Source organism: Bacillus paramycoides, assembly GCF_038971285.1.
Classification (GTDB): Bacteria; Bacillota; Bacilli; order Bacillales; family Bacillaceae_G; genus Bacillus_A.
In genome coordinates this window covers 2,562,671-2,577,607 of the sequence record NZ_CP152427.1, presented here as the reverse complement: position 1 = coordinate 2,577,607, position 14,937 = coordinate 2,562,671, and the positions used below count along the sequence as shown (strand labels likewise).

General features: G+C 32.2%; 18 protein-coding genes and 3 pseudogenes. 16 read left to right on the top strand and 5 right to left on the bottom strand.

The features are described from left to right. The first annotated feature begins 158 nt into the window (after positions 1–158). The 6 genes from AAG068_RS13325 to AAG068_RS13300 all read left to right on the top strand — a co-directional run bounded on the left by AAG068_RS13325 (position 159) and on the right by AAG068_RS13300 (position 4,962). Complete coding sequence (locus AAG068_RS13325) at positions 159–851, top strand: HAD family hydrolase (protein WP_342719631.1); 693 nt, start codon at positions 159–161, stop codon at positions 849–851. A gap of 171 nt (positions 852–1,022) precedes the next feature. Beyond that, a complete protein-coding gene (locus AAG068_RS13320; protein ID WP_342719630.1) occupies positions 1,023–1,394 on the top strand; it encodes a DUF4180 domain-containing protein in 372 nt (123 codons plus the stop codon). A gap of 84 nt (positions 1,395–1,478) precedes the next feature. Next, positions 1,479–2,003 (top strand): MepB family protein, encoded by a 525-nt coding sequence (locus AAG068_RS13315; RefSeq protein ID WP_342719629.1) that lies wholly within the window; start codon positions 1,479–1,481, stop codon positions 2,001–2,003. Between the two features lie 138 nt (positions 2,004–2,141). Next, a complete protein-coding gene (locus AAG068_RS13310) occupies positions 2,142–2,909 on the top strand; it encodes an arylamine N-acetyltransferase family protein (protein ID WP_342719628.1) in 768 nt (255 codons plus the stop codon). A gap of 157 nt (positions 2,910–3,066) precedes the next feature. Beyond that, positions 3,067–3,720 (top strand): YdeI/OmpD-associated family protein, encoded by a 654-nt coding sequence (locus AAG068_RS13305; RefSeq protein WP_342719627.1) that lies wholly within the window; start codon positions 3,067–3,069, stop codon positions 3,718–3,720. 126 nt (positions 3,721–3,846) lie between these two features. Continuing rightward, positions 3,847–4,962, top strand: coding sequence for an NAD(P)/FAD-dependent oxidoreductase (locus AAG068_RS13300; RefSeq protein WP_342719626.1), 1,116 nt, complete (start codon positions 3,847–3,849; stop codon positions 4,960–4,962). Positions 4,963–5,028: 66 nt separating this feature from the next. On the opposite strand, the gene AAG068_RS13295 is transcribed toward AAG068_RS13300, so the two are convergent. From AAG068_RS13295 to AAG068_RS13285, 3 genes are all read right to left on the bottom strand, one after another. Beyond that, on the bottom strand, positions 5,029–5,208 hold the full coding sequence (locus AAG068_RS13295) for a hypothetical protein (RefSeq protein WP_098668145.1): 180 nt from the start codon (positions 5,206–5,208) through the stop codon (positions 5,029–5,031). 76 nt (positions 5,209–5,284) lie between these two features. Further along, positions 5,285–5,734, bottom strand: coding sequence for an NUDIX hydrolase (locus AAG068_RS13290; RefSeq protein WP_342719624.1), 450 nt, complete (start codon positions 5,732–5,734; stop codon positions 5,285–5,287). Between the two features lie 38 nt (positions 5,735–5,772). Then, positions 5,773–6,030: a hypothetical protein gene (locus AAG068_RS13285; RefSeq protein WP_342719623.1), complete on the bottom strand. Its 258-nt coding sequence runs from the start codon at positions 6,028–6,030 to the stop codon at positions 5,773–5,775. Between the two features lie 203 nt (positions 6,031–6,233). Here AAG068_RS13285 and AAG068_RS13280 point away from each other — a divergent pair, with 203 nt between their 5' ends. From AAG068_RS13280 to AAG068_RS13265, 4 genes and pseudogenes are all read left to right on the top strand, one after another. Beyond that, positions 6,234–7,664 (top strand): PQQ-dependent sugar dehydrogenase, encoded by a 1,431-nt coding sequence (locus AAG068_RS13280; RefSeq protein WP_342719622.1) that lies wholly within the window; start codon positions 6,234–6,236, stop codon positions 7,662–7,664. A gap of 101 nt (positions 7,665–7,765) precedes the next feature. Beyond that, positions 7,766–8,339, top strand: a pseudogene (locus AAG068_RS13275) (hypothetical protein). A gap of 39 nt (positions 8,340–8,378) precedes the next feature. Continuing rightward, on the top strand, positions 8,379–8,942 hold the full coding sequence (locus tag AAG068_RS13270; RefSeq protein WP_342719621.1) for a GNAT family N-acetyltransferase: 564 nt from the start codon (positions 8,379–8,381) through the stop codon (positions 8,940–8,942). Positions 8,943–9,019: 77 nt separating this feature from the next. After that, a complete protein-coding gene (locus tag AAG068_RS13265; protein ID WP_001048949.1) occupies positions 9,020–9,400 on the top strand; it encodes a nucleotide excision repair endonuclease in 381 nt (126 codons plus the stop codon). A 51-nt stretch (positions 9,401–9,451) separates the two neighbouring features. Here AAG068_RS13265 and AAG068_RS13260 read toward each other — a convergent pair whose 3' ends face one another. Beyond that, a complete protein-coding gene (locus AAG068_RS13260; RefSeq protein WP_342719620.1) occupies positions 9,452–9,658 on the bottom strand; it encodes a hypothetical protein in 207 nt (68 codons plus the stop codon). 132 nt (positions 9,659–9,790) lie between these two features. Here AAG068_RS13260 and AAG068_RS13255 point away from each other — a divergent pair, with 132 nt between their 5' ends. The 5 genes and pseudogenes from AAG068_RS13255 to AAG068_RS13235 all read left to right on the top strand — a co-directional run. Further along, a complete protein-coding gene (locus AAG068_RS13255) occupies positions 9,791–10,570 on the top strand; it encodes an undecaprenyl-diphosphate phosphatase (protein ID WP_342719619.1) in 780 nt (259 codons plus the stop codon). A gap of 82 nt (positions 10,571–10,652) precedes the next feature. Then, positions 10,653–11,975 (top strand): FAD-dependent oxidoreductase, encoded by a 1,323-nt coding sequence (locus AAG068_RS13250; protein ID WP_342719618.1) that lies wholly within the window; start codon positions 10,653–10,655, stop codon positions 11,973–11,975. 63 nt (positions 11,976–12,038) lie between these two features. Beyond that, on the top strand, positions 12,039–12,566 hold the full coding sequence (locus tag AAG068_RS13245; RefSeq protein ID WP_342719617.1) for a GNAT family N-acetyltransferase: 528 nt from the start codon (positions 12,039–12,041) through the stop codon (positions 12,564–12,566). Positions 12,567–12,582: 16 nt separating this feature from the next. Continuing rightward, positions 12,583–13,104, top strand: a complete 522-nt coding sequence (locus AAG068_RS13240; protein ID WP_017561595.1) for a YfiT family bacillithiol transferase — start codon at positions 12,583–12,585, stop codon at positions 13,102–13,104. Between the two features lies 1 nt (position 13,105). Then, a pseudogene (locus AAG068_RS13235) lies at positions 13,106–13,579 on the top strand (GNAT family N-acetyltransferase); the annotation flags it as partial. A gap of 121 nt (positions 13,580–13,700) precedes the next feature. On the opposite strand, the pseudogene AAG068_RS13230 reads toward AAG068_RS13235, so the two are convergent. Next, positions 13,701–13,862 (bottom strand): annotated as a pseudogene (locus tag AAG068_RS13230) (PH domain-containing protein); the annotation flags it as partial. Positions 13,863–14,074: 212 nt separating this feature from the next. On the opposite strand from AAG068_RS13230, the gene AAG068_RS13225 reads away from it, so the two are divergent. Then, positions 14,075–14,926, top strand: coding sequence for a patatin-like phospholipase family protein (locus AAG068_RS13225; RefSeq protein ID WP_342719616.1), 852 nt, complete (start codon positions 14,075–14,077; stop codon positions 14,924–14,926). Positions 14,927–14,937: the final 11 nt, after the last annotated feature.

The following is a 14,937-nucleotide window of genomic DNA, read 5'->3' as shown; positions in this document are numbered from 1 at the left end:
TGTAATACTAGAGTGTTTGCTAAGAACTTTGGATTTCTTTCATCTAGTTTCTATTTAATCGTTAATCACTACATAACAATGTTCTTGCTAAACCAAAAGTTTAAAGGTACAAACTTGTAGAGATTTATATAATGCTAGAAAGGTTGTGAAATGATTTGATGGGTTATAAAGCGATGCTGTTTGACTTAGATGATACGTTACTTGATAGGGATAAGGCGGTAGATAAATTATTTTTATTTGTTTTAGAAAAGTGTTATGAGGATGTTTGTGATAAAGTCAAAAACAATATGTTACAGAAATTCAAAGAATACGATAAAAGGGAATATGGCACAAGTGATAAAACGATAGTTTTAGAATCATTATTTGATGAATTCGCGCCGAAATATAGATTGCCACGCAATTATATCCAAGATTTTTGGAATGAATATTTCCCTAAATGTTTTTCAATAGACCAAAATACTGTTCATTTCTTAAATCAAATAAAGAAGTACTTTAAAGTTGGAATTATAACAAATGGCTCAACTCAGAGGCAAAAAGCTAAAATATTTAACACGAATTTAAATAGGTATTTTGAAACAATCATTATTTCTGAAGAAGTGGGATTTAGTAAACCTGATAAACGTATATTCGAACTAGCATTAAATAAGCAAAATTTACAGCCGGAAAATACTTTATTTGTTGGGGATAACTTAGAAAAGGATATTGCTGGTCCTCAAAATGTAAATATAAAAGGTGTGTGGTTTAACCCTCAGAAAATCAAGAATACTACCGAAATACAACCGTATGCCGAGATTAATACTTTGGATAGTTTGTTAAGTTATGTTACACCACAATATTTTTATAACAAGTAAAACCAATCTCGATATTTAATAATTTCATTGACCGTATTAGTAATATAAAAAATCTATATTTGAAATAAAAAGAGGCTGCTTTGTTCGCTGTATCTAATTTGAACTATAATTAATATGAAGAGCTGCAATACAAATTTACTCATACTGTGTAAGTAATAGAGGGGTGGGACTATGGAAATAAAGAAATTAGTTATCGATGGAATACATATTGCTGTCATAAAAAACGATAAGGTATTAATTTCCGATGTTCAAACTGCGTTGGATCTTATGGCAACAGTTCAATATGAAGTAGATGCGAAACATATTATTATTGATAAATCATTTATAAGTGAAAGCTTCTTTGATCTAAAAACACGGCTTGCGGGTGATATTCTTCAAAAGTTTATAAACTACAGAGTAAAGATTGCTATCATTGGAGATTTCTCTATGTATACTAGTAAAAGCTTACAGGATTTTATTTATGAATGTAATAAAGGGAAAGACATTTTTTACTTAGCAACTGAACAACAAGCAATTGAAAAACTAAGTACATTGAAGTATTAATAATACCTCAGTAAAAGCTCCCTCTTTTTCACGTCGCTTATTATTTACAACATATAAGAACTGATGTTTGTGGTAAACTAAGAGATGACTAAAGGGGGAGTTTTCTTGAACAATTTTAATGATATAATCCGTAATTTAAACAATTTAGTTTACAAACCTAACAATTTAATGATTACGAATCTAAAAGAAGAAAAGCAAAATGCAGAATATGCAGGATGTATATTTCACTTAAACAACAAAACCATTTGTTTTAGAAAATCAAAAATTACTCCTAATAAAATTGGACAATTTGTTTCTTTTTGGGAGAAAGATGACAATATGCAAAATCAAGCGTTTTCTTATGACGCTGCTCCTGACTTATTAGTTATTACTTGTATAGACGATAACAAACTAGGACAATTTATTTTCCCTAAAGAGATTCTTCTTAAGGAAAAAATCTTGAGAATACAAAATCAAAAAGGCAAAATGGCTATGAGGATTTATCCTATATGGGATAACCCCGTCAACAATCAAGCTATAAAGAGCCAAATGTGGCAACTTCAATATTTTGTTGATTTAAGCAATCATAATAATTTACCTAAAGACAAACTATTAAATTTGTATTCGTAGCTTCTTATCTTAAGTGATCTTGTGGGTTAGACTTTTTGTACCGGTACAGTTAAACGAAATGTACATTGTTTCAGTACCCCATCAAATTTACAATCAGCATATACTATTTTAACTTATACATGTTAAGGGGTGCTGACTATGACAAGTCTACAACATAAGCTTTTTACAAGATTGAATCTTGCAAAGCGTACTGAAGTGAAATTTGAGGAATTAAATACAATTCTCTTTACATTTGCACACACTATACCATTTGAGAATTTAGATGTTATAGCACGTAATGCGAATACAATTACTATGGAAAATTTACAGGATAAAATTTTAACTTCATCCCGCGGCGGACTTTGTTATGAATTAAATACTCTTTTTTACTACTTTTTACAAGATTGTGGTTATGATGTACAACTTGCACTTGGAACCGTATATAAAAATGATATAAACGCTTGGGCACTTGAGGATGGACATATAACGATTATTTTAAATTATGATAACGTACGATACTTAATTGATGTAGGGATTGCTTCATTAGTACCTCTAGTCCCTGTACCTTTTACTGGTGAGTCAGTTTCTTCTAAAAATGGTACGTATCGAGTGAGACGAAAAGATACGAGCAAAGGGAATTACGTTCTAGAAAGAAAAGATACGAACGGTGAGTGGAAAGTTTGTCATGCTTTTTATAATCGTATCATTGATGAGGCAGTAGTGAACGATGTTCAAAGAAGAGTAATAGAAGATGAGAAATCTATTTTCAATAAGGGCCCAATCGCAGTCAAATTAACGGACTCTGGCCATGTCTCTTTAACAAATACTAGTTTAACTGAAATCATTCATGGTGAAAAAGTGAAACGTGAAATTACAGAAAATCTATATAGAGATCTTTTATTTACTTTATTTGCTATTGAGTTATGATGAAACGAATAGCTAGCCGATTCTTATGCAGAATCGGCTATTTTACTAATTTTGATTTAAAGCAACTATTAAAGTTTAATTTTATTAACAGATATAATACACTAGAACGGTATGAAAAAGTATAAACAATGAATTTTGAATGTAAAGGAAGATTTTTATGTCAATTATTGATAAATTGAAACTTAATAAGTATACAAATATGGTCGTAAGTAATGAACCTAGTGATTATGACATTTTTACAGGAAAAGAAACTGCATTTTCCAAAGATCATGATGCCATTTTTATTTTTGTAGAAACACTTGATGAAATGGTGAAACAAACGAATTTTATTATTAGTAATGAAGAATTACTAATTGAAAAAGGCTACATATTCTTTGCGTATCCGAAAAAAGGTAATTCTCGTTATAGTACGTTTATTCACCGTGATGAGATGTTTCCTGCATTAAGCGTTGGCGAAGATGGGTATGTAGGACAGAGTGATATTAAATTTGCACGAATGGTAAGTATGGACGACGTCTTTACTGTTGTAGGCTTAAAGCGTGAAAAGAAAAAAGAGAAGAAAACGCCTGCTATGAGTCAATGTGTTGCTGATTATGCAGATCGTATTAAAGATGTTGAAGCATTATTGGTTAATCATCCGAATGAACTTACGTTTTATCAAAGTTTAACACCTGGATATCAAAAAGATTGGGCACGTAATTTATTTTCTGTAAAACAAGAAAAAACACGTGAAAAACGTCTTGAGAAAATGATTGAAATTCTTTCACAAGGATATAAAACAATTGAATTATTCCGTAAGAAGAAAAAATAATGACTAGGAAAGTCACAATGATGCAACAATTAATTATGTTTAGCACATTGAAAAAAGAATTCCTTTCAGTATACTAAAGTATGTTCTTATATTTAAATAATTAGCAAAAGAGAAAAGGTGTTTAAAATGAAATCGTATATTGTAGTTGGGGCCGGTATTTTAGGAGCGTCTACTGCTTATCATCTTGCTAAAGCAGGTGCGAACGTTACTATCGTGGATCGCCAACAATTAGGTCAAGCAACAGATGCAGCAGCTGGTATTGTATGCCCTTGGCTTTCACAGCGCCGTAATAAAGCATGGTATAAAATTGCTAAAGGCGGTGCACATTACTATTCTTCTTTAATTCAGCAATTAGAAGAAGACGGTGAAACGGATACAGGATACAAGCGTGTAGGTGCAATTAGTTTACATACTGATGAGAAAAAGTTAGATAAAATGGAAGAACGAGCTTATAAACGACGTGAAGATGCACCAGAGATTGGAGAAATTACACGTTTATCTGCTGAAGAAACGAAAAAATTATTCCCGGCATTATCAGAAGAATACAGTTCTGTTCATATTAGTGGCGCTGCACGAGTAAACGGAAGATCATTGCGTAATGCATTAATAAGTGCTGCGAAAAAGCATGGTGCAACTTTTATTAAAGGTGATGCAGTATTAGTCCGTGAAGGTAATCATATTACTGGAGTTAAAGTAAATGACGAAACAATGGTAGCGGAAAAGGTAATTGTAACTGCAGGTGCATGGGCAAATGAAATATTGAATCCATTAGGTATCAATTTCTTAGTTACATTCCAAAAAGGACAAATTGTTCACTTGCAAACGGAAAATACAGCAACAGAAAATATGCCAGTCGTTATGCCGCCAAATGATCAATATATTTTAACGTTTGACAATAGTCATGTCGTAATTGGTGCTACCCATGAAAATGAAACTGGCTTCGATCATCGTGTAACAGCTGGTGGTTTACATGAAGTATTCCATAAAGCATTAGAAGTTGCACCTGGCTTAGAAGATGGTACTATGCTTGAAACGAGAGTTGGATTTAGACCGTTTACTCCAGGATTCTTACCTGTTATCGGACCACTTCCTAACTTCGACGGTATTCTTGTTGCAAACGGATTAGGAGCTTCAGGTTTAACTGCTGGTCCTTATCTAGGGTCTGAATTAGCTAAACTAGCACTCGGACAACCAATTGAGTTAGATTTAAACGATTATGACGTTGCTGGTGCAATTGAATAATAAAAAAGATTAGGATTCGCTCCTAATCTTTTTTATTTATAGCTAATTTTGTTAGTTAAATCATAATTAGTTCCAAAACGGGATGTTTTGAATGAATGAAATCGTTAAAATAAGAGTTGATAGAGAACCAGCAGATAATAAGGTTACTATTTTTCGCCCATTTTGTTCTTTTGAAGGTTTTATCAGTTCTGTAATTAACACAATCCAAATTATTATAGATACTATTGATATAATATTTAAGGACATATGTAACACCTACCTTTTTAAAATAGAAATACCAAGGGGAAAATAATAGTTTGAAGTTGTTTAATTCTTGTTTTATTTAATACTTTAATTGCTTTAATAACCTTTTGTTTAATTCCCACAATGCTGTTTTGTTACTATCCCATTTCAAAAGCATTACTGCTTCCTCAAAGCATAACCATTTATAGTTGTGATGTTCTTTGGATAATAAAATATCTTTTGTAGGAACTTTAACTCCAAAAGAAAATTCTTTTATTACATAAACATCTTCTCCCCAAAGAAACCCGCCGACTACATCCTCTACAGGTAGTGAAGATACAGAATCTAATTTTATATAAGGAAATTCTCTTAAAATACCAGCCTCTTCAAATGATTCCCGTTTTGCTGATTCAATAGGAGTCTCACCATCTTCTCCACCACCAGCTATTCCTTGCCAATAACCATAATCACTTCGGTTAAAAATAGCGTATTGAATAGAATCTTCAGTTATTATATAAGGAAATATTAATACTTGATATGGCGCTCTCATTGTATAACCTCTTCCTAAAAATAAGCTTTAAATAAATGTTAATTATTATATAGAGTGGGTGTTCTTTTGAATATAAACACCACGGATAAAATAAAGATTACAGCCTTCAAACTTCCCCAATACGGATATACAGCATGGTCTGTTAAACTAGCATATTGAAAGATATTCTCTAAACCGAAAATTCCTATCATGACTGCTAAGAGGAATGAAGCTGATCCGTATGTTCCATTGCGATAGAGGGTAAATAAATATATTGCACATGTAAGTGGTACGATGATTTGTAGTAGGATTGCCATGGATTGTCCCCCTAATTTATATTTTATAGTTATATCATATCAAAAAATGTAATAAAAAGGTAAGTAAGTTAATTGATGCTAAGGAGAAAACAGACGTGTACGAACAGAGATATTACGACTTCATGGCTATAGTTTTGATACTAATTAAACTACTCTAATCATATTCTTCTATATAAAAGAAATAAAAAAGGGGGGGAAGTTAATTGACAAACGTTAAGATTCGTTTACGGCCCATCGTTCATAACTTAAATTTACCGACTGTAATAAAAACAGCTATACTTCCAGGTGAAACGACCGAAAGGCTATTTATCGCAACTCAATTAGGAGAAGTTTTTTACATAGGAGACGGAGATATAAAGACATTTTTAAATATTCGTCACCGAATTATTAAATTAGGCACATTTGAAGAAGGTGTTGCTAGTAGCGGTTATGATGAACGCGGCTTACTAGGACTAGCGTTTCATCCGCAATTTAATCATAATGGCTTATTTTATCTTCATTATTCAGTAGCCGGGACTCAAGGACCAGGAGCGCTTTCAAAACAATTTAAACCGAATCCTTGTGACGAGAAAACTTTAAACTTAAAGTGGACAAATAAAGATACTCAATATGATCATATCGATACAATTGAAGAATGGATTTTACAATCAAACGGTAAACCTCAAAAAAGAAGAACTTTACTTAATATAAGAAGACCATTTTTTAATCATAACGGCGTAAACAGCTTAAACTTTTCACCTGAGACTGGAAAACTTGTTTTTACAAATGGAGATGGTGGTTCAGGCTATGATCCGTTTAATTTAAGTCAGGATGATTTAGAAATAGCGGGTAAAATAATTGAAATCGATGTAAGTAGAGATACATTCATAACCAATCCTCCAGTAGTTACACGCTTTAATGAACTTCCTTTATCTATACAAGAAACACTTACAGTCATTGCAAAAGGCGTACGTAATATAACAGGTATTTCATTTCAAAGGTTTTATAATCAATATATCAAATATGCTGGTAATGTCGGACAGGATATTGTAGAGTCTATTTTTTCTTTTGTTCAATATAAACCAATACCAGTTACCGAACTTGTCCAAACTCATTTAATGAGAGTTACTCTCGATCAATATGGATTCATTAATTTTGGTTGGAGAGGATGGGAAGGAGAATTACCAACTTCTTTTATAAGGCACTGTTCTGAGAATCCAACTTTAAATGAGAGAATAATGGCTTATTATAATGAAACTATAGAAACATCAGTGCAGCGTATACAGCCTCTAATTAGTTATTATCATAAAGATTCCAGACCAGATAAATTTGACGGAACTTCACTTACTGGCGTTCAGCCGTATATGGGAACTGCAATTCCTAGTTTGACTGGTAGTATTGTATTTACTGATCTTGCTAAGAAAGAAAAATCGCAGTCTCCAGTAAAAGGTGCGTTAGCATATTCTAGAGCTGGTACGCATGGTAAACATACTGACTTTCATGTTATTGAAACCCATTATGATTTCGGTGAGCAGGCAGCTTATTTTATGAGTTTAGGAACAAATTTAGATCAAACTAGATTATATTTAGGGGTTTACGGTTCTATGAAAGTAACTGATTTGAACAAAGGTACTATTTTTGAAATCGTTCCTTAATATGATAGACACTCTCAAATTTAGAAGGGGATAATAAATAAACAATAAGTGTATCAATAAAAATAGAAAGTGATAAATTAGATATCTTTAGGGGGATTTTGATGAATCACTTTAGAAACTATTGGTATCAACCGATGATTGCTCATGGTACGAATTTTGTTCATAAAAGAAAGATGACGCCAGCAAAGAGATTAGTCACTACAGCGTTACTCGGTTCACTTGCTGCTATTTTTCAATCTGCAGGTAACTTAATTCCTGGTATTGGGTTATTTATTAGTCCATTTGCGACGCTGCCGATCTTTCTAGCTATTTGTTATTCTATTCGCGAGGGAATATTCTCTTATATTTTAACTATTTTCCTCTTATTTATTATTGAGCCAAGTGAACTCATTGTCTTTCCCTTTACTACTGGTTTATTGGGTATAAGCGTTAGGAGTATCCTTTATACAATTCAAGAGGAGGATTTGGGTGGTTGCCTTTTCAGCGATCTGTCTACTTATAGGTATTATGATCGTTCTTGATATTTTTCGCTTTCCTGTATTAGGTCCTACCGTTCATACAACTTTGAATATAAAAATTATATTATCGATATTTATAATGAGCTTTCTATATTGTTGGGTCTATGCAGGCCTTTGTAGAATAATGTTGAATAGAGTATATAAAGTATGGTCTTAACAATTCCTCTTATATTATAAAAGAATGGAGATTTAGGTCGTGTATAACATTGAAATTAGAAGACCCAATTCGGATGATATAGATGAAATGAATTTGTTTTTTCGTCTTGTTATTACTGATACCTTTAATAATGAAGGGTTATCCCAATTATTAGACGACATAGAAAATGAAATTAATACGAAAAAACAGTATTTGAAAAATGATTTGGAGAGCAATGGGGAAAGTCGTTACTTTTTATTAGCAATTGATACAAGTAACGATAAAATCATTGGAACAATTGAAATCGGTCCAGCAAGTACATTAATTCATAGCTGTACAGGTGGTGTATTTAAAGATTTATATGAAATAGGAACTGTATTCGTCCTACCTGAATATCAACAAAAGGGTATAGGTAATTTATTACTACATGCAATGTATACTACGTTACTTAGCAGAGGGATAACAGAATACTGTTTAGATAGTGGATACAAAAAAGCGCAAAGTATATGGACGAAGAAGTTTGGAGAGCCTAGTTATGTACTGAAGGATTATTGGGGAGAATCAAGTGATCATATGATTTGGAAGAAGAGTTTACATGATACACCTATAATATTTAAATTATAAAATGAAAAATGCCTCTGAACGTAGCTTTTCTTACATATGTATGCTATTATTTACCTTTATAATAAAAGAGGACGTGAATGAACTTGATTAAAATTAGTATCCCTGAAGTTGATGTTACAATTACTGAACGTAAACAAGTTATTAGAGGAGACGAGCCAAGAATTACGCCAATCAATGGCTTTATCGATTTCCACTTGTTCCCACGAGATAAAGGCGGCATTTTTATGTTTTACAATATTAATGACGAACTTCTTTTCGTAGGTAAAGCTCGTAAAATTAGACAACGTATTAAGAAGCATTTCGAAGATAACGTTTCGCCAATTAAAAATCACCGTGACGAAGTATACCGCATTGATGCATGTATTGTAGAAGATCCAACAGAAAGAGAAATTTACGAAACATATATCATTAATGAATACAAAGCAAAATATAACGTTGATAAAGTATTCTATAAATAAGTAATAAAAAACAATCCTAGCACATAGACTGGGATTGTTTTTTATTTAAATTTAGTCCTCATATTTTACTCCTTTTTTTAAATGATTCGCAACAATAAAGCAGCATACACCTATACATATAAGTACAATTCCAATCGTTTTATGTTTTCCCTCAAAGAAAGGAATATCAGAAATAACATTTGTCATACATAGTCCTAAAAATACAAGGATAGGGCCCAACCAAAGTAATACATTACCGAATTTTGTGTGCTTCCACATAATAACCCTCCTCAATTCTCTTTACATATATATCCATAAATTAAAAGTAAATTCATAGAGAAATATAGTTTTTTTCATATCGAAAAATTAACCTTCATATATTGGTACAAGCAAACGAGAAAGGGGACCATCATGAATTGGTTAGAAGCTTTTATTTTAGGGATTATACAAGGTTTAACAGAGTTTTTACCGATAAGTAGTACAGGTCATCTTTATTTAGGCAGGCATTTGTTTCAACTAGATGAAGCGGGATTATTTTTAGATACGATGCTTCATATTGGAACTTTACTTGCAGTGTTTATTTATTACAAAAAAGAATTTATATATTTAATTAAAAATCCATTTTCAAAACTAATGCTACTACTTATTGTCGGGACGATACCCGCAGTTGTAATCGGATTGTTATTTAAAGACTTTTTTGAGGATATTTCAAAAACAGGTATTACAATTGGTTGGGAGTTTTTAGTGACAGGATTCTTTCTCTACATGGCGGATAAACAAAAGAATGGTCGTAAAAAAATGGTCGACATTACATATAAAGATGCATTTATCATTGGTTCATTTCAAGCAGCTGCTATTTTTCCGGCAATTTCTCGTTCTGGAATGACAATCGTCGCTGCATTATGGAAAAAGTTAGACCGCGAAACTGCTGCTTACTTTTCTTTCTTATTATCAACGCCAGCCATTGTCGGAGCTATCATTTTGCAATTTGCAGATGTTTTTCAAGGGAAAGCAGAATCTATTTCTAGTACATCTTTAATTGTCGGAACGTTATCAGCAGCATTTTTCGGTTACATAGCTGTTTCATGGATGATTCAATACTTAAAACGTCACTCTTTAAAAGTATTTGCGTATTACGTATGGGGATTAGGCATTTTAATTATAACGTTGCAATATACCCATGTGTTTTAATTATAATGGTAAAGAAGTTAATTAGTTTAAGATCCTGTTTCATTCATAAAAAACAGGATCTCTTTTTATTAAGGGGGAAAATATGTTTAATAAAGCTATCGTTATTGGCGGAAGTATCGCAGGAAAGCTCGCAGCAAAAGCATTATCAACTGCTTTTAAAGAAGTAATCATTATAGAAGCCGGTGAAAGATGGGATGGAAAGTCTTCGAGAAAAAGAGTCCCACAAAGTAATCATCCTCATGTGTTATTAAAAGGTGGAGAAAAAGCCATTGAGGAATTGTTTCCTAATATTACGAATGAATTAATAGAAGCAGGTAGTGTCGTACATAACTTTACTCGTGATTTAAAATGGCATCAATTTGGTTTATGGAAACAACCATTCACAGGAGAAGTACATATGATTCAACAAAGTAGATTTTTGCTTGAATGGCATATTCAAAAACGAATAGATCAGGTTTCTAATATTACTATTAAATATGAGACAGTGATTGAAGGGTTATTAATAGATGGAAAACGTAATAAAGTATGTGGAGTAAAAGCGAAATGTTTAGAGACTGGTACACAAGAAGAAATTCAAGCAGATATAGTTGTTGATGCAAGTGGATTCGGTTCAAAAAGTATAGCATGGTTACGTGAATATAATATCGAAGTGCAAGAAGAGAAAGCACGTATTGATTTATTTTACACAACTAGAATGTTTAAATTTAAAGAAAATGAGAAATTAGACTACTGTAATACGCTAATGTCTCCAAGTTTCCCTGACAATCCGTATGGCGTTCTTATTCAAACGATTGAGGATAATCGTTATTTTGTTACTTTCAGTGGATATGCAAATGAAAAAGCACCACAAACAGATGAAGAATTTTATACTTTTGCTGAAAACCTATCAATCTCTAATGTTACTGATTTTCTAAATAAAGCAGAGGCCATTTCACATATCAAAACGTACAGAATCCCATATCAAGTACGTAGGCGATTTGATTTAGTGGATAATCTACCCGAAAGATTGTTAGTAGTTGGGGATGCACATTGTCGTTTCGACCCTGTTTTCGGTCAAGGTGTTTCAGTTGCTGCTATGGAAGCTCACCAATTACAGGTACTTTTGCAAAGAAAACAAAAGCTTGATAAAGCATTTACACAGCAGTTTTATAAAGAGACTGCTCATATCATACAAACTCCATGGGAGATGACTACAACGGAGATATCGCGTCATCCTCAGTTAAAAAGAGAATTAACGATAAAGCAAAAATTTCAGCTATGGTATACGAAACAAATATATCAACTATCTGCAACTGACTCTGACGTTTATATTCGATTAGTAAGAGTGATGAATTTAATTCGTAGTCCATTGCACCTATTTCATCCGAAAGTGCTATTTGCTGTATTACTGAAGCAAAAGAAATAGAAGGAAATTAATTGATTGAAAAAGAATATATAACAGTTAGTAGATATAGAAGGAGTAATCGTGATGAAAATATACATAGAACAATTAAAGAAACATGATGCTAAGGATTTATTTACATTTGAACTTACGAATAAATCTTTTTTTGAAACAATGGTACCAAATCGTGGCTCGCAATATTTCGATTTTGAATATTTCCAAAAACTACTAGACGATTTATTAATAGAACAGACGGATGGAGATTCTTATTTTTATTTAATTCGTAATGAAGAAAAAGAAATTGTAGGCCGAATAAATTTAGTAGATATTGACACAGAAACTCGAAGCAGTTCGCTAGGATATCGAGTCGGAGAAAAGTTTACTAAAAAAGGAGTTGCAACAGCAGCTGTAAAATTAGTTATAGACGTAGCGAAAAGTAATAAAATTAATGAGATTCATGCTAAAACAACTACTAATAATCTCGCATCACAAAGTGTATTAGAAAAAAGCGGGTTTTCTTCCTATCAAAACGAAGCAGATACAACATTTGTAGAATTAAATGGAGAACATGTGAATTTTGTACATTATATTTGGAGAAATACTTCGCGCTTATAATAAGGAGGACTTATTCATGAATGATTTACGTTATCCAATTGGCCAATTTACTTACAAACGCCCTATAACGGAAGAAATGATAGATACATGGATTCAAGAAATTGAAGATTTACCAAATGAACTAACAAAGGCTATTAAAGATTTAGATCAGAAGCAGTTAGATACGCCATATCGAGTTGGTGGATGGACGGTTCGTCAAGTAGTCCATCACGTTGTTGATAGCCATATGAACAGCTACATACGCTTTAAATTAGCACTAACAGAAAAGAACCCTACGATTAAACCGTATAAAGAAGAAAAGTGGGCAGAACTACCTGATTCTAAATTACCAGTAGATGTTTCACTAGTAATGTTAGATTCATTACATAAAAGATGGGTTAACCTTTTATATTCTCTAGAACTTGAAGATCTTGAAAAGACATTTAATCATCCAGAAACAGGCGAAACAAAACTTGCTGCTGCAATTGGACTATATGCCTGGCACGGACGTCATCATACAGCTCATATCACTTCATTAAGAAAACGACTAAATTGGTAACATGAAGATTACTTTAAAGAAGGCGACAGAAAATGATGCAGTAGCTTTATTTCAAATGCAAATAGACTCGTTTAACCCTTTATTAAATAAATATAAAGACTATGAAACAAATCCAGCGAATGAATCTATTGAAAAAACGATTTTAAGGATAAATAATCCAAGTAATAACTTTTATAAGATTATATTTGATTCGAACCTTGCTGGAGCGATATGCATATCTAAAAAAAGAAATACCTTAAAATTTTGGATCAGTCCAATGTTTATTCATCCAAACTATCAAGGGAAAGGAATTGCACAGCAGGTACTTATTTTAATTGAAGAGATGTTTCCAGAAGCACAGTATTTTGAACTTGCTACGATTTTAGAAGAAGAAAGAAATTGTTTTCTATACGAAAAGATGGGATATAAAAGAACAGAAGTAACTAAGAAATTAAATGATAAAACTACACTTGTTTATTACAAAAAAGAAAGGTAAAGCATTTGAAATACGCTTTACCTTTTTCTGTTATCTAAGATTAAATATACAAAATTGCTGCATATTCTTCCAAGATACTCGGGTTAGTAATTTTAGAAATGAATAAACATACGAAAAAGCGTTATTTCGTCGTATATGTTACTAACGCTTTTTGAATGCTTACAACACTATTGTCACCTTTAAATTCTTTCGTAATTGGCGTACTCAAACTAGATACCCAAATTTTAAGCTCAGCATCTAAATCAAAATGCCCAGCTGTTTCAATGCTAAATTGTGTAATTGATGCATTTCCTAAAATACCGCTAAATAAACCCATAGGAAATTCCTCCACCATTATTTGTGGATTGTGTTACTTATATTGTATCATGCAATGTACTAAGAAATTATGACATTACTTTAGTAGTTTCTGGTTATTGTTGCAATTCGTTTTTATAACCTCATCTTAAAATCTTATGCTAACATGTAAGTAAGAAAAAAGAAGCAGAGGGATAAATCATGAAAAATATTGGTTTAGTATTAGAGGGCGGAGGAATGAAAGGATTATATACTGCGGGGGTACTCGAATATTTTATGGAAAAGAACTTATACTTTCCTTATGTAGTCGGTGTATCTGCCGGAGCATGTATGGGAGCAACTTATTTATCACGTCAAAAAGGAAGGAATAAAAAAGTAAATACAGAGCTCGTATCAGATCACCGTTATATATCTTATCGAAATTTGATTCGAAAACGTGAATTATTTGGAATGGATTTTCTATTTGATGAAGTACCGAATAAAATTGTACCATTTGATTTTCAAACTTTTTTAAACTCAAATGAACAGTTTGTTATAGGCACGACGGATTGTGATTCAGGAAAAGCAGTTTATTACAATAAAATAGAACACGGTAATGATATTTTAAAGATCATTCGTGCATCAAGCTCGGTCCCCTTTATAGCACCTGTTGTAGAATATGATAATCGAAAATTGCTAGATGGAGGGATTATAGATCCTATACCGGTTTTAAAAGCGCAAACTGATGGTTATCAAAAGAACGTCGTAATTATGACAAAGCCAGTAGGATATGAGAAGCAGCCAAATAAGTTTTCTGGACTAGCTAAAATTTTATATAGAAAATATCCGAATATCGCAGAGTCTTTAGTAGAACATTATTGTTTTTATAATGAGACGATATCTTATATGAATCGAATAGAACAAAAAGACAACTTTTATGTCATTCAGCCTAGCGTACAGCTTCCTATAAGCGGAATAGAAAGAAATAAAGAGAAACTTGTTAACCTATATAATCTTGGCTATAAAGATGCTCAATATCATTATGAAAAATTATTAAGTTGGATAGAGAAGTAAAGGGGTGGAAA

Coding starts and splice junctions, on each gene's coding strand:
- AAG068_RS13300 (WP_342719626.1), top strand. CDS start 3,847: ATGAAATCGTATATTGTAGTTGGGGCCGGTATTTTAGGAGCGTCTACT.
- AAG068_RS13285 (WP_342719623.1), bottom strand. CDS start 6,030: ATGGCAATCCTACTACAAATCATCGTACCACTTACATGTGCAATATAT.
- AAG068_RS13255 (WP_342719619.1), top strand. CDS start 9,791: ATGAATTGGTTAGAAGCTTTTATTTTAGGGATTATACAAGGTTTAACA.
- AAG068_RS13250 (WP_342719618.1), top strand. CDS start 10,653: ATGTTTAATAAAGCTATCGTTATTGGCGGAAGTATCGCAGGAAAGCTC.
- AAG068_RS13310 (WP_342719628.1), top strand. CDS start 2,142: ATGACAAGTCTACAACATAAGCTTTTTACAAGATTGAATCTTGCAAAG.
- AAG068_RS13295 (WP_098668145.1), bottom strand. CDS start 5,208: ATGTCCTTAAATATTATATCAATAGTATCTATAATAATTTGGATTGTG.
- AAG068_RS13225 (WP_342719616.1), top strand. CDS start 14,075: ATGAAAAATATTGGTTTAGTATTAGAGGGCGGAGGAATGAAAGGATTA.
- AAG068_RS13265 (WP_001048949.1), top strand. CDS start 9,020: ATGAACTTGATTAAAATTAGTATCCCTGAAGTTGATGTTACAATTACT.
- AAG068_RS13245 (WP_342719617.1), top strand. CDS start 12,039: ATGAAAATATACATAGAACAATTAAAGAAACATGATGCTAAGGATTTA.
- AAG068_RS13320 (WP_342719630.1), top strand. CDS start 1,023: ATGGAAATAAAGAAATTAGTTATCGATGGAATACATATTGCTGTCATA.
- AAG068_RS13315 (WP_342719629.1), top strand. CDS start 1,479: ATGACTAAAGGGGGAGTTTTCTTGAACAATTTTAATGATATAATCCGT.
- AAG068_RS13305 (WP_342719627.1), top strand. CDS start 3,067: ATGTCAATTATTGATAAATTGAAACTTAATAAGTATACAAATATGGTC.
- AAG068_RS13325 (WP_342719631.1), top strand. CDS start 159: ATGGGTTATAAAGCGATGCTGTTTGACTTAGATGATACGTTACTTGAT.
- AAG068_RS13260 (WP_342719620.1), bottom strand. CDS start 9,658: ATGTGGAAGCACACAAAATTCGGTAATGTATTACTTTGGTTGGGCCCT.
- AAG068_RS13240 (WP_017561595.1), top strand. CDS start 12,583: ATGAATGATTTACGTTATCCAATTGGCCAATTTACTTACAAACGCCCT.
- AAG068_RS13290 (WP_342719624.1), bottom strand. CDS start 5,734: ATGAGAGCGCCATATCAAGTATTAATATTTCCTTATATAATAACTGAA.